Origin of the sequence: Legionella lytica (assembly GCF_023921225.1) — a bacterium.
In the GTDB taxonomy this organism is placed as follows: domain Bacteria; phylum Pseudomonadota; class Gammaproteobacteria; order Legionellales; family Legionellaceae; genus Legionella; species Legionella lytica.
Genome location: NZ_CP071528.1, coordinates 25,825 through 40,954, shown reverse-complemented (window position 1 = coordinate 40,954; position 15,130 = coordinate 25,825). Strand labels below are relative to the sequence as shown.

Genomic DNA, 15,130 nt, shown 5'->3' with positions numbered 1-15,130 from the left:
ACCGCTCATGTGGCTTGGTTCATTAAAACCAAGCCACAAAGCCAATCAAAAATACCTCATAAATTCCTGTAGCTCCTCAGGCAAGTTCTTATTTTGTTCGTGAAGTTCTTTATGATGGACAAAAAAAGCCGCCACATTACTTTTAAGGCTCGGAGGTATTTTGGTTAATCCAAGCTTACTGGCAAAATAGTGACGGGCCTCTAAATCATTTCCGCCTCTAATTGCTCCATAATTATCTAATAAGATAATGGTTTTAATATTAGGAAAAATCGCTTTTAATGCGGCACGGCTCATTGGTTCCATTTGCGCAATCTCGGACTCACTTAAAGTAATTGTTTCTATATTAGGAAGAGAGTTTCTTAATTTATTTAGCTCCTCTAAAGGTAACTGGTCAAGGTAATTACCGCTCAAATGAAGAGAACTCACGCTGGCAGGGAGGGCTACAAAGGCTTGCGCTAATTCAGCACCACTTTTGTTGCCAAGAGAGTTTTCACTCACATCAAGAGAATTCACACTGGCCGGGAGGGCTGCAAAGGCTTGCGCTAATTCAGCGCCGCTTTTTAAGTCTAGAGAATTGTAACTCACATCAAGAGAACTTACGCTGGCTGGGAGGGCTGCAAAGGCTTGTGCTAATTCAGCACCGCTTTTGTTGCCAAGGGAATTGAATCTCAAATTAAGTGAGCTGACACTGGCTGGGAGGGCTGCAACGGCGTGCGCTATTTCCGCACCACTTTTTGGATCAAGGTTATTAAGATTGTATGTGTGCTGCATCAAATGCTCCTACGCTAATGATTAATATTAATTACCATTTATATCGAAATAAAATGATTCATTGTGCTCTTTGGGCTAATGAGAAATTAAGTATTTGGGCAGGCTAATCACAGCCTTTATAAGTCCTTTATGAGTCGAGCCTGTGATTGACACGTGGCGACCTGCATAAATTTAACCCTGTAGAGACAAATAATAACCATTCTGGGCTGGTTTTGGGAATGCTCTTCCTTGGAAATTAATTTATTCCCAAATGGAAATTTGATGATGCCGTCAGGATCAAAGACCCTTGGCGGGTATTAAGTGATGCAAATCTTTTCTGAGCATTGACACGTGGGTGGTATTGAAACTATTAAAACACCTTAACTCTCAGATTCCCAAATGCTCATCAGTTCTCCTTAAAGTCATAGCTTTATTTACCCAAAAGTGTCAGATTAAATTCCATGACCTCGAGTTGGAAGTGCCAATATATTAAAAAACCATAATTTCCTGACACGAGTTTTCCATGCATCACTGACACCCACTTAGGGTATACCTCAAATAGACATTTGAGTCTAATATAACATCGTTTTACTATTATTAATAAATAGCTACTTGTAAAATTCAAACTCACCTAATAGGTGCTCTGTTGCAACAGGATAAACTAAAAATCAAATGAAAGGATCTACAACACGTGCTTATAAAAAATAATAGCGGACTTCGAATGGATTAGGATGTTTACTGATTTCTTTCTTGCTACAGAGACGAAAAGACAATCAAGATTTGATCATCCGGAATGTACTCATAAAAGGCCTCGCACTCCGAAACTTGCGCTCTGACGTAATAATTGTTTGAAAACGAGACCACATTGCTGTGATCCCGTTTCCAAAAAACCATAGATTTATCATTGGATTTCTTTTATTTCCGCCTCGACCCCTTCGCGTGAGCAATGCCATCAGCAGGATTTAATGGCCATTGATGTTTAGGATAACGTATCCGTAACTCTTTACGGATTTCTGAATAACCATTTTGCCAAAAGCTTTCTAGATCGCTTGTTACCTGCACTGGACGAAAATTCGGCCCTAATAAATGCAGTACAACTGACACACTCTGAAATAATATTTTTGGCGTTTTTTCCCATCCAAACACTTCTTGGATGCGTACTCTAAGAAAGGGATGTTCAACCGTTGAATAATGAATGGGTATCATGCTACCACTTGGAACTTTTAACTTATTGGGAAGTTCGGTTTGTAAAATACTACGCAACGTTTCGGATATATTTAGTTCAAAAAAATACACTAAATTTTTTTGCAGTACGAGGGTCATTTTACTTTCGCCGAAACATGCTTGTCTAAATACAGTTAAGCAAAATGATTTTTTTAATGCATCTCCATCGAAAAGACTTTCCAATTCATCTTGTATATGAGGGGGTATTAATGCCTTATGGAAGCGTAAAAATATAATCTTTTGATACCACTCATGTAAATTTTCATTTTTCTTCAGTGTGCTCGCCCAATTGTCAGTTAATATTTCAGGCAGTTTTTCTGCAACGTGTACAGAGCTCGCCAGAGAAAAATTGGGTTCTTCTATAGGTAAATCCCAAAGTGTTTTAAATTCACGCTGATATAATTGCGATTTTTCTGCTTCAAAAATGATGTCTCTTTTCTTTATGATGTGGTCGGAAAAGTATTTGAGTAAAAATTCTTTATTTATCCCACTCGCCTGATTAATCAACGTTTCAGCCTCGCCGTTTTCTTCAAAACCATTCAATGCAATAAAAAATTCACTCCTTTTCACAAGCGTTCGATCTAATAATTTTACACCACGACCACCGACCATTAATGCACGATCAGAGTTCTTCCGACGTCGACACAACCGATCACCAAAAGATAACATGAGGAGTAACTGTCTAGCTTCATCTTCTTCAAGATAAGTAGGGGGCTCTGCTTTTTTTAATTTTTTAGCAAGACCTAGAATCTGCTGATAACTTTGCGCGACACTTTGTAAAATTGTGAAATGACCTTCATGTGAAGAACCATCTTTTAGATATTTATTCAAAATATTTAATCGCGGTGCAACATCACATTCAAAATGATCTGCTTGAAAATGATTCGCCTTTTCTTTCCGTAGAATATCGCGCTCTTGTAATAACGCTGCAATTTTTGCAGCCAGATCGATGCAATTATTTTCTATACCTGCAATTAATAATCTCCCCAACCGCAGAGGTAATGGGAAGTCCAAAAGCTGGCGACCTATTGATGTTAATTCATTATTATTTTTAATAGCACCTGCCGCTTGTAAGCTAAAGGTCGCACGTTCGATGTTGGCACGGGGAGGTCGTTCAAACCACGAAAAATTCTGAAAATTCGAGATATGTTGATTAGCTAAAAAAAGTAAACTATCGCTTAAATCTGAACATAAAATTTCTGGAATATTTGATTTCACAAACGAACTTTCATCATGTTGATTCCACATCCTGTAACAAACACCTGGAAATTGTCGGGCAGCTCTACCAGCACGCTGAATGGCGCTCGCTAAGCTAATTCGCGAAATTTCCAGGCGTGAAAATCCAGTACGTAAATCTTGTTTCATTATTTTTACTAAACCTGAATCTATGACGGTATCAACACCGTCTAAAGTAACAGAAGACTCCGCAATATTAGTTGCAAGAATAATTCTTTGCGCTGAAGATTTTTGCAATGCGATACGCTGTGCTTCCAGAGGAAGACTGCCATGCAGTGTGATCACTTCTATTTTTTTGCTTTCTTTCCAATCAAGTAAGTTTTCTTTAGCGCGTTCAATTTCACGTGCACCCGGTAAAAATACTAAAATATCTTTATCAGTCTGTCGCTGTGCTTCTTTGATGACTTGAGATAAATGCTCATAAAATTGATATTTAGGTGTTAGTAATTGGGTTGATTTTTGATAACGTACCGTTAACTCAAATAATTTTCCAGGCACGGAAATGACAGGACAATTACCCAAATATTCAGCAATTTTTTCTGCTTCGAGTGTCGCTGACATGACCACAATTTTAATATGATGTCCTAACTCTTGTAATTCACGTATTAATCCTAGTGTTAAATCAACGTATAAAGATCGTTCATGAAACTCGTCTAGAATCACAATGTCTACATCGTCTAACTCAGGATGATGAATCATGTGTCGGGCCAGCAAAGCTTCCGTCATGTAAATTAATCTGGTTTTATGCGAAGTTTTATTAACAAAACGGACTTGATAACCAACCTCCTCACCGACTAGCCAATTATTTTCTTCTGCAACCCGATGAGCCGCAGCAATCGACGCCATTCTTCGAGGTTCTAGCACTAATATTTTCCCGGCTACAACAGAAAGCAATTCCGGAGGCAATCGAGTTGTCTTGCCAGCACCAGGTGCGGCTGTTATTACTAAATTTGTATGAGATGTTACCTTCTGTAAAATATCATCTATAAAATCATCTATTGGTAAATGAGTTGAGCCTGCTTTTAAAATGATTGTACCCTCAGTTGAAATTTTCAAATAACCATCTGAACTTTTAATTTAATGAAAATGAACATTTCTATAAATTGACCTCTGGCCTGGATTCTAGTAAAAAAGGGCATGATTGAAATTTAATCAATAGCACCTTAAGAACCGCAGATTTATCTTATTCTTAATATTCTAGCAACGTTCAATTATCGAGTACCAAGTTGCTCTTGAACTTATAATTATTGGTCTTTAGATACTATTGGTAGAACCCCTCTTTATCCGTTATTGGAGTGACAAAAGAAATAAAAGCCCTTTTCTCTTCATGGTCATTCCTTATCTTAATCTAAAATAATACTTGTTGGAGCTTTATACCTGGCTCTGTAATATATCGCAGAAATAGATACTCCTCTCAAATATTTGTAAAACGTCGCTTTGCTTAAATCATGTTGCATGCAACACTAAGCGTTCCTTTCTTGTAGAGTAATTCTGATGAGTGCGCCTTTCCTTGAGCAGACTTTGATAGGCCAGCCGGACGCCCTCCCTTTTCCTCGCAATCTGCTTTTTTGCACCTAAGGGCTCTCTTTGTTACAATGGCCTTTCATTTTACCTATCAAGCAATGAGGTCTATCCTTCTATTAAAATATGAAAAACTCAAATCTAACCATATGCAATGCAACGATACACCCAGGGGAAACCGCTAATTTAGCACTCCCACTTCCCGAACTCTATTCCTGTACCTCATTTTACATGCCGATAAAGGTAGTGCATGGAAAAGAAGCTGGCCCCTGTGTCCTTCTTTTTTCTGCATTAAAGGGAGATGAGCTAAATGGCTTAGAAATCATCAACCGTCTGTTAGAGCCTCAGAAGTTCAATAACTTAAAGGGGACGTTAATCGCCATTCCAGTTCTTAATGTGCTGTCGTTAGTTAACCATCCCAAAGCCTCTGCTTATGGAGTTACTCTGGAACATTGTTTTCCTGGATCTGAACATGGAACTTACGGAGAGCGTATAGCCCATATATTTACCAAAGAAATACTTTCCAAAGCAGATTATTGTATCGAATTACAAAGTGGTTCTCTAAACCACGAAATCTTACCACAAATTTATTGCGATCTTAGCGATAGACAATGTAAAAATTTGGCTCAGCATTTTGCAACACCGGTGATTACGAACATACCGAAAATAACAAACTCACTACGACAAACCACTGAAAAACTTAATATTCCATTGCTCATTTATCAAGCTGGCGAAGCCCTACGTTTTAACGAATCAGCAATATCTGTTGGTCTTAATGGAATACGTAAAGTATTGCATGCTTTAGAGATGTTGGACGAGACAGAGAAGATACCCTTAACTCAATTTAAAAGCATATTTTCCGAAGACCAGGACTGGATTTATTCCCATAAAAGTGGAGTACTAACCAGTAAAGTAGAGCTCGGCCAATTAATTTATAAAAAGCAGATTATTGGTCATGTCAATGATCCTTTTGGGGCTAGTATCTCCGAAGCGATTAAGTCTCCCTCCGATGGCATTATCGTGGGCATTAACCGCCACCCCTTGATTTATGAAGGCCAGTCTATTTTTAAGATAGCCTCATTTGTTGATAATAACCGGGCAGAAACTGTGATTGAAGCCTGGGGTGAACAACAGAACGAAAAACAATCCTAAATCCGGAGGATACTCCATGACAGTTAAAGGCCTTGTTATTTGGCTAATCTGTGCCTTATTTTTTCTTTATGAATTTTTTTTACGAACGGTACTTGGAATATTTCAAGTACCCTTAATGAATGAGCTCAACTTATCCGCTGTACAGTTTGCGATGATAAGTTCCACCGCTTATCAAGTAATCTATGGGCTAATGCAAATCCCTGTAGGTATTATCGCAGACCGTTTTCAACTCAAAAGAACTTTACTTTGCGCCACGTTGATCTGTACTCTGGCAACCCTCGGTTTTGCTTTTTCCTCGGGATACACTAGCGCTTTGTTTTATCGCTTTCTCATGGGGCTAGGCTCTTCTTTTGGCTTTGTTTGCCTGTTGCTGGCAGTCTATGATTGGTTGCCGCGAAAAAATATTGCGTTTTTTATTGGCTTATCCCAATTTATTGGAACTATAGGTCCAATGCTTGCTGCTGGCCCCCTAAATTCACTATTAGCAGGTCACTCTCATAATTGGCGTAGCTTATTTCTGATCTTGGCAGGTATTGGAGCAGGTTTGGCTTGTCTCGTTCTGTATTTTGTAGAGCAAAATCGTGGGCGTGAAGGAGATTTTTTTATCCTATCACGTCCTTCTACCCTTCGAAGTAATGTCCAACTCTTACTGCGCCAGAAGCAAGTCTGGTATATTGGTTTTTATTCAGCATTAGTTTATTTCACTCTAGAATACTTATCAGAAAATGAAGGTATTTCTTTTTTAGTTCATAAAGGGTATAGCCACATTTTTTCTGCTTACCTTATTTCTATTTCGTGGCTAGGCTATGCCATAGGCTGTCCTTTTTTAGGTTATTTATCTGATAAAGCACAACAAAGAAAACCTATTATGGTATTTAGTATTTCTTGTGTTTTATTGAGCTTTAGCGCAATTCTTTATCTTCCCTTGTCGCAGACCGCATTAATAGGATGCTTTCTTATGCTCGGTTTAGGAGCTAGTGGACAAAGTATTGGCTTTGCTATCATCAGCGAATACTGTCAAGCCCGCTATCTTACGATTGGTCTCGCTTTTAATAACTCACTTATTATGTTTTATAGCGCCTCCAGCGCCCCATTTATTGGTTACTTACTCGAAAGTAAGTCCGATTACGTTAACCCCATTGTGCATTATCAAAAATGCTTTTCTGTACTTATTGTTTTAGTGTCATTAGGTTTCCTATTAAGTTTAGGTTTTATCAAAGAAACATTTTGTAAACAGGTAAATGAAAATACCTTACTTAAATAAAAACAGCATGGGGGTTGACGTAATAGTATCGATCCCCCTACGACTTAGACAGATATCAATTAAGCGTATCTTTCTAAAATTGCGTGTAATACAATTTCTCACTGTCAACTGATTCATTTTTCAAGGAACGATTCATGAAGTCTATTTTAACCATTGCGCTAAGTATCACTACGGTAACTGCTTTGGCCACACCAACACATTACATCACCCACAATGATACACAATGGGAAACCAATGTTGTCGTCAAAGGGGTTGAGTCCCCCTTTCCTACACTTCCGTACTCTACAAGAAAAGTAGCTTGGCGCATGGTGAGATTGGGCTGTGGTATTACCCCTGTTTGTGCTGCGGTAATTATGGTGGCAACAGATACTGCCGAACCTATAGAGGTTGGCACACTGTACATGGATATGGAGTCCGGAGAACTCACGCCAAAAAGGATTTCTGCGCACGGATACACCGCGCAAGTTAAAGATATTGCTGAAGTGATGATTACTCAAGATTTGCCATAACACCCATTCAGGAATATTTTTACGCGATTGCATTATCTCTTCCACAACATAGCAACTGTCTTGAATTTAATTGAGGGCTTTGCTACGTTCCATCAGAGTTTCCCTCCAAAAAATGGAACAACCATTGTGCTATTAATGCATGTTCATGCTCTTGCTCTAAAGAACGTAACCCCTGCTCCAGGACTTCCTTTTCAAGAATATTTTTACGTGATTGCATTACATCTTTAGCATAAGCTTTAATAAACTCTGGATGCCCTTGCAGACTTAACATTGTTTCCCCTATTTGCATCATGTTATTAGGGCAAAACTCACTGCTTGCCAACAGCTGTGCTCCAGGTGGGAGGGTAACCACTTGGTCTTGATGACTTGCAAGTAAATTGAAATGAGGTTTTGCCGGATGCATCCATTCTTTAGGCTGTACGATTTGATTCTGTAAAACCCCAATGCCCCAGCCTTTAGGTGATTTAATTACCGTTCCCCCCAGAGCCTTGGCAATAAGTTGATGGCCAAAACAAATACCAATCACTTTTTTGGGTGTTGCATGTAAAATGCGTACAAACTCTTCCAATGCCGCAATCCAGGAAAAACCATCATTCACACCGTATTTGCTTCCGGTAATTAAATAAGCATCTACGGCATGAACATCCGTTGGCAATTCTCCATCGATTGCATTAAACACAGTAAATGTCATCTTGGGAGCTATAGATTGAAACAGTGCGGCAAACATATCAGGATACTGTCCATAATGTAGGGCAAATACTTCATTCACTCGATCACAATTTAAAATCCCAAGATTCATAAATACCTCAAAGCCCGTTACATGCTGAATAAAGAATATCTTTGTATTGTTGTTGCGTAAATATTATAGGATTCGACCCTGATGCAGCGTCTTCCGTTGCCATAGTGGCAAGGCGTTCTAGTTGTGAGGTATCAATACCAATTTCTGCTAAGGTCGATTCAATTCCTAACTCCAAACGCATTTGGATAACCCAGCCTAAAAATCCATCGAACCCACCATCCAGAGATAAATAACGAGCCAAGCGTTCTATTCTTTCTTCAATCGCAGAACGATTAGCCTGTAAGACGTAAGGCATTAAAATAGCATTGAGACGACCATGATGGGCGTCATATAAGGCACCTAAAGGATGGGCTAATGCATGCATTGCTCCTAAGCCACGTTGAAACGCCGTTGCCCCCATCGAGGATGCAACTAACATATTCGTTCGCGCGGCTAAATTAGCCCCTTCGTTATAAGCAATTAATAAATTCTCTTTAATTAAGCGAATTCCTTCTAAAGCAATCCCTTCAGCCATGGGATGATAACCAGGAGCACAATAAGCCTCTAAACAATGCGATAACGCATCCATTCCTGTCGCAGCAGTAATTGGTTTGGGTAAACCCACAGTGAGTTCAGGATCAAGGATGACTAAAGAAGGCAGCATATTTGGATGAAAAATTATTTTCTTTATTTGCTGTTCGGTGTCAGTAATGACTGAAGCTCGCCCTACTTCGGATCCTGTGCCCGCCGTCGTTGGTATCGCAATCACCGGGGCCATTGCGTCCACATTAACACGCAGCCAATTATCGCCAACGTCCTCAAAATCCCATAGAGAATGCTGTTGGCCCACCATTAACGCAATCGCTTTGGCCGCATCAAGCGCTGAGCCCCCACCAAAAGCAATCACGCCATCATGAGCTCCCTGACGATAAGCAACAACGCCTTCCATAACCTGCTCACCAGTAGGATTTGCTTTAATCTGACAAAAAACGGAAGTCTTTACTCCCGCTTCCTGCATCAATGCCAGAGTATTTTCTACCAATACTGAATTTGCCAAACCGGGATCAGTAACCAGTAATGGGGCCTTCATCCTCAATTCTGCACAGGCTGTAGGCAGTTCATTTAGCCGTCCTCTGCCCACACGAATTTTTGTTGGGTAATTCCAATTAGCTTTCAACATCGTTTTAAATTCCTATTTTTTTAATATGAAATGACTTAGGTCGCGTTAATGATTCATAACCTACAGCAGACAAAGTGCAGCCTCTTCCTGAGTTTTTTACACCCGTCCACGCCAAAGCGGGATCCAAATAATCGCAACGGTTAATGAAAAATGTACCCGTCTGTAACTGCTCCCCAATGGCAATGCCTCTTTCAATATCTTGGGTAAACACCGCGGCGGTCAATCCATAATCACTGTCATTCATTAACGCAATTGCTTCGTCATCGGTCCTTACCTTCATGATACCGACTAAGGGGCCAAATGTTTCCTCATTCATCACCCGCATCTGATGCGTCACTTCCGTTAATATTTGTGGTGCTAAATAGGCAGAGCCTGGTTTGTCTAAAGCAAAATCCCGGCTATCTATGTGGGCTATTGCCCCCTGCTCTACTGCCTCTTTGATTTGTCCACGTACAAAATCAGCAGCTTCAGCACGTACCATCGGGCCTAGGGTTGTTTCTGGATCATCCGAACGGCCCAAGCGATACTGCTTTACGAGTTGCACTGATTTAGCCAAAAACTCATCATAAACATCTTGATGCACATAAACACGCTCAATCCCACAACACGATTGGCCAGAATTAAAAAAAGCACCATCCATAACCGTTTCTACTGCGTGTTGCAAATCAGCATCGGCACGAACATAGGCCGGATCTTTTCCCCCTAACTCTAAACCTATATGTATAAAACGACCCGCAGCGGCACGCTCCACCATCTCCCCACCGGCAACAGAACCGGTGAAAGCAACTGCATTGATGTTCGCAGAATGAATTAATTGCTCTGTGTCTGCATGATTCAGATGCAAATATTGAAAAACGCCTTCCGGCAAACGCGCATCACTAAAGCCTTGTGCTAATCGCTCGGCAACCAACGGGGTTTGCGCCGAACTTTTCAGTAACACGGCATTTCCTGACATGATTGCGGGAATCATTGAGTTCACTGTAGTAAGAAAGGGATAGTTCCAAGGTGAAATTACCAAATGAATACCTAAAGGCTCTCGTTTAATGTAACGAATAAACCCTTCTTTCTCAGGCAGTTCAATAGGAGCTAGAGCTGTTTTGGCTGCCGCAATCATGTATCTGGCTCGCTCTTCAAACCCGTTAATTTCTCCTTGGGTATAACGAATGGGTCGTCCCATTTGCCAGCTCAACTCCAAGGCAATCGCTTCCTTATTGGCAACAACAACGTCTACAGCGGCCTGACAATACTCCTCACGTTCTGCAAGTGAAGCACGACGCCATAAGTTTTGTGCTGCCTCTGCTTTTTTCAGTGCTAAATCAATCTCTTGTGGCGTTGCAAAGGAGCGTTCTACATAAACCGAATTATCAATAGGAGAGTACGTTTTAAATTTCATTTTTATCCCTAAATAATTTCAAAATAACGATCTAATTCCCAGTCCGTAATATGTCTTCTGAATTCGCGTTCTTCCCATTCCCTGCTTGCTGCAAAATGAGCTACGAAATCAGGGCCAAATAAAGCATGCGCTGCTCGTGATGCTTTAAGATTTTGTGCGGCATCCCATAAAGTTCGAGGCAAAGCCAATTCTTTATCATGAGCTTGTGCATACGAATTTCCTTTAATTTCTGCTCGAGGCTCCAATTCCTGCTCAATTCCATACAAACCTGAACCGATTGCTGCAGCTAAAGCAAGATAAGGGTTTGCATCGGCAGAACCCAAACGATATTCAATACGTTGAGATTTTTCGTTACCAGGAATTACGCGCAACGCCGTGGTTCGGTTTTCTACCCCCCAAGTGGCATCCGTAGGTGCCCAATAGCCTGGGATCAAACGTGAATAACTATTTATTGTCGGTGAGAACATCGCTAACAATTCCGGCATTAACACTTGTTGACCAGCCAAGAAATGACGTTGAATTCGACTCATGTTGTAAGCATTTGCGGGGTCATAAAATGCAGATCCACCTTCCAAGTGCTTGAGGGAAAGATGAATATGCCCACTTTGCCCCGGACAATCCATAGACCACTTCGCCATGAATGTAGCCATTTTTTGGTTACGCTGGGCCAATATTTTCATAAAGGTTTTAAATAGTGCCGCCTTATCGCCAGCATTCATTGCCGAGTCGACTGCAATTGCTGCCTCAATGACTCCAGGCCCTGTTTCCGTATGCAATCCTTCGATAGGAAAATCCATTGCCTCACTCATGTGTAAAATTTGATGATAAAATTCCGCATGGACCGTATTACGTAAAATGGAATAACCAAAATTATCTGGAGTAATTGTTTTTAAATTACGAAAACCTTTAGCCCGCACACTTTCAGAAGTTTCATCAAAAACGAAAAATTCATATTCCAGTGCGGCATAAACATCAAAGCCCATATTCTTTGCTTTTTCAAGGACACGTCTTAATACGGCTCGAGGGCAAATCGCCTCAGCCTTTTCAGAAAACTCGGCCAGAAATAATAACTGATTCTCCTCAACAACTAACTCACGACAACTGGAAGGAATAATACGTACATTGGCATCGGGATATCCCGTATGCCAGCCCGTATAATTAACATTATCATAAAGCTGATCTTTTATATCCCAACCCAGAACCACATCACAAAATGCAAAACCATTATCCAAAGCGGAAAAAAACTTATTGCGACTCATATACTTGCCAAGCATCACTCCATCGATATCAAAAATCCCCACTTTGACATGGCTTAATTGCCTCTCTTCAACGATGCGTTTTGCGTCTTCTGCAGTCTTCACTTCACGTGGATTGAGCATTTTATATCCTTATGTATTTATCCTTAAAAATTCCTATGTGTTCATCTTGTTGAAAAAACATGATCACAATAGCAAGAGAAACTATCACTGGGAAGAGATATAAAATCTTATTCAAATAAAATAAAGTCCAACAGCAAATGGGGCAAAAAACACCCCTAAAAACCTTAACCACGTGTCTAACGAACCTCCGGACGTAAGCAGCAAGATGGTTCCAGGGGCATTGCTTAGCAACTTATATGGGGCATATAAAAACCGAATTATTTGGCAAGAAAAACTTATAAATCAAAAAAATACTTTTCAAGTTGACATTATTTTATTAGGCTAGACCAACAGATGGGTATTGGCCCTTAACAAACCAATATAATCAAACACATAAGGATAGTGTAGGATGGTTAATACAACCCAAGATACAGTTATGGAAAGTACAGATAAAGTTTCCAATGTACTGAAGTGGATTCTTTTAGTCACCGCAATTTTATGTTTTATTGTTTTGATTTGGGGTACTTATAAAACCTACCAGCTCGCCCCACCGCTGCCGCAACAATTTCAATCACCTACTGGACAAGTAGTAATGACCGCAGATGATATCGTTGCTGGTAAAGCAGGTTTTCAGCGCGCGGACTTAATGGATTATGGCAGTCTTTATGGAATGGGGTCTTCTTTTGGAGAGGATTATACCGCTAAGTACTTAGTACGTTTGGGGCGTATTGTTGAAGACAAAATGGCCCAGAAACAATTTACTAAACCCTTTGCAAACCTGTCTGAAGGTGACCAATATGTAGTACGTAAAGCCATGCAACGGGACTTACAACAAACAAATTTAAGCCAACCCACATCCATTTTATCGCAACCGGTGACCGATGCAATTTTGCAGTTAAGAAATGAAATCGCACAAAGCCTGTTAACTCATAATCCAGAAATTGGTTGGACAATGGCTTATAGTCTGGATTCTCAAAGTGCCTTACAAACCGCTGATTTTCTGATTTATTCGTCCTTGACCACAATAGCACATCGACCTGGCAAAAATAGCTCGTATACCAACAATTGGCCTTATGAGCCTACCATGGGAAATACGCCAACAACCCATACTTTTTACTGGACCTGGATCTCGTTTTGCTTTGTATTTTTGGGCTTTGGAGCCGTACTTTACATTTATCACCGTTACCTTAGCTCCCCTGATCACGCGCTAAGAACACCAATATTTATGAATTTTTCTCCCCTTACGCCAAGCCAGCGTAAAACAGGGCAATATTTCCTTGTGGTGGCGGCTGTATTTTTGCTACAGATTGGTGTGGGGGCAATTTTGGCACACTATTACACGGAACGTACTGGTTTTTATGGAATTCGCATTAACGATTATTTACCTTTTAATTTCTTGCGCGATGTACATATTCAAACGCCAATCGTGTGGATTGCTCTTTCTTGGATTAGTGGCGCCATATTTTTATCACCAATCATCAGCAAAAAAGAAGCAAAGCATCAAGGCTTTCTTGTCGATTTACTATTTTGGGTCACTCTACTTATCGTTGGTGGGGCAATAGTTGGTAATTATATAGGGATCATGGGCTATGTGAATCAATCTTGGTTTTGGATTGGAAATCAGGGCTTATCTTATTTACAACTTGGTCGGCTATGGCAAATCGCCTTTTGTGTGGGGCTTTTCCTGTGGAGTTTTATTGTGTTTCGTGGCATGTGGCCTACGTGGAACGAATTAAAAACGGCTACACGGCAATTTTGGACTGGAAAAATCCGATTAGAACACCTTTTTTGGGCAAGCACTCTAAATGTTGCTGTATTATATTGCTTTGGAATGATTCCATTAACTGGAATTGAGAAATCCTTCACCATTACCGATTTTTGGCGTTGGTGGGTAGTACATTTATGGGTAGAGCAGTCATTTGAGTTTTTCGCGGCATGTGCTACAGCCTATCTGTTGATGGGAACAGGTTTGGTATCTCGAGCCCTTGCTGAACGAACTATGTATTTTGAAACCATTCTTGTCTTTTTAGGCGGAGTGATTGGTACCGGACATCACTGGTATTGGACTGGTACACCGGATATATGGGTACCTCTTGGTTCCATGTTTTCGTTCATTGAAGTATTGCCCTTAGTTTTGCTGATTATTGATGCAATTGAACAACGAATATTAATTAAGCGGCAAGGTTCTTTCGCCTATAACTTAGCATTTATGTATATTTTAGGGGCTTCATTTTGGAACTTCGTCGGTGCCGGCGTTTTCGGCGGAGGAACACTTAATGCCCCATTAGTGAATTATTATGAACATGGAACATTCTTAACCTTAAACCATGCTCATACTGCTTTATTTGGAGCCTTTGGGTTATTAGGGCTTGGTTTAGTTTATTTTTGCTTACGATACGCGGCAGGAGATCGCCTACCTTGGAGTGATCGTTTAGGGACTTGGGCATTTTGGCTATACAATATTGGCTTGCTCTTATGGATCACACTAAATTTCTTCCCCATAGGCTGGGCACAATTGATGGATGTGTATGAGAATGGTTTTGCTCATTCACGAAGTCTTGAGTTTTATAACACAACTTTATTGTGGCAATGGCTGCGATTACCAGGTGATATTGTTTTTGCTCTTGGGGCGATCTTTATGGCCTATGATTTTCTTAAAAAACTAGGACCTTTTTTCCCAAAATTTGCGAAAAACAGACTTAAGGAACAATTACCTATTCGCGAGAATTAAAATTATCGTTTAATCATTGGGAGTAGCCTGGATG

At 40.3% G+C, this 15,130-nt stretch carries 10 protein-coding genes; 4 read left to right on the top strand and 6 right to left on the bottom strand.

Annotation, left to right across the window (positions count from 1 at the left end; translation table 11 throughout):
* Positions 1-45: 45 nt before the first annotated feature.
* Together J2N86_RS14170 and hrpB are read right to left on the bottom strand one after the other, a co-directional pair.
* Entirely contained in the window at positions 46-771 is a 726-nt protein-coding gene (locus J2N86_RS14170; RefSeq protein WP_252582636.1) for a leucine-rich repeat domain-containing protein, read from the bottom strand.
* Between the two features lie 894 nt (positions 772-1,665).
* Positions 1,666-4,266: an ATP-dependent helicase HrpB gene (gene hrpB, locus J2N86_RS14165; RefSeq protein WP_252582635.1), complete on the bottom strand. Its 2,601-nt coding sequence runs from the start codon at positions 4,264-4,266 to the stop codon at positions 1,666-1,668.
* Positions 4,267-4,857: 591 nt separating this feature from the next.
* Here hrpB and J2N86_RS14160 point away from each other — a divergent pair.
* The 3 genes from J2N86_RS14160 to J2N86_RS14150 all read left to right on the top strand — a co-directional run bounded on the left by J2N86_RS14160 (position 4,858) and on the right by J2N86_RS14150 (position 7,656).
* The gene (locus J2N86_RS14160; protein ID WP_252582634.1) at positions 4,858-5,883 is read left to right on the top strand and encodes a succinylglutamate desuccinylase/aspartoacylase family protein; all 1,026 of its coding nucleotides are present in this window, start codon (positions 4,858-4,860) and stop codon (positions 5,881-5,883) included.
* A 16-nt stretch (positions 5,884-5,899) separates the two neighbouring features.
* The gene (locus J2N86_RS14155; protein WP_252582632.1) at positions 5,900-7,147 is read left to right on the top strand and encodes an MFS transporter; all 1,248 of its coding nucleotides are present in this window, start codon (positions 5,900-5,902) and stop codon (positions 7,145-7,147) included.
* A gap of 134 nt (positions 7,148-7,281) precedes the next feature.
* Positions 7,282-7,656 carry a hypothetical protein gene (locus J2N86_RS14150; RefSeq protein ID WP_252582630.1) on the top strand — a complete coding sequence of 125 codons (375 nt, stop codon included), beginning with the start codon at positions 7,282-7,284 and terminating at the stop codon, positions 7,654-7,656.
* A gap of 82 nt (positions 7,657-7,738) precedes the next feature.
* Here the strand turns inward: J2N86_RS14150 and J2N86_RS14145 are convergent, their stop codons facing one another.
* From J2N86_RS14145 to J2N86_RS14130, 4 genes are read right to left on the bottom strand one after another with little or no spacing between them, the layout of a single operon-like run.
* Complete coding sequence (locus J2N86_RS14145) at positions 7,739-8,455, bottom strand: glutamine amidotransferase-related protein (RefSeq protein ID WP_252582628.1); 717 nt, start codon at positions 8,453-8,455, stop codon at positions 7,739-7,741.
* Between the two features lie 7 nt (positions 8,456-8,462).
* Positions 8,463-9,614: an iron-containing alcohol dehydrogenase gene (locus tag J2N86_RS14140; RefSeq protein ID WP_252582627.1), complete on the bottom strand. Its 1,152-nt coding sequence runs from the start codon at positions 9,612-9,614 to the stop codon at positions 8,463-8,465.
* Between the two features lie 4 nt (positions 9,615-9,618).
* Complete coding sequence (locus J2N86_RS14135) at positions 9,619-11,007, bottom strand: aldehyde dehydrogenase family protein (protein ID WP_252582626.1); 1,389 nt, start codon at positions 11,005-11,007, stop codon at positions 9,619-9,621.
* Between the two features lie 8 nt (positions 11,008-11,015).
* Entirely contained in the window at positions 11,016-12,386 is a 1,371-nt protein-coding gene (locus J2N86_RS14130) for a glutamine synthetase family protein (RefSeq protein ID WP_252582625.1), read from the bottom strand.
* Positions 12,387-12,774: 388 nt separating this feature from the next.
* Here J2N86_RS14130 and J2N86_RS14125 point away from each other — a divergent pair, with 388 nt between their 5' ends.
* Positions 12,775-15,096 carry a nitric-oxide reductase large subunit gene (locus J2N86_RS14125; protein WP_252582624.1) on the top strand — a complete coding sequence of 774 codons (2,322 nt, stop codon included), beginning with the start codon at positions 12,775-12,777 and terminating at the stop codon, positions 15,094-15,096.
* The last annotated feature ends 34 nt before the right edge of the window (positions 15,097-15,130 follow it).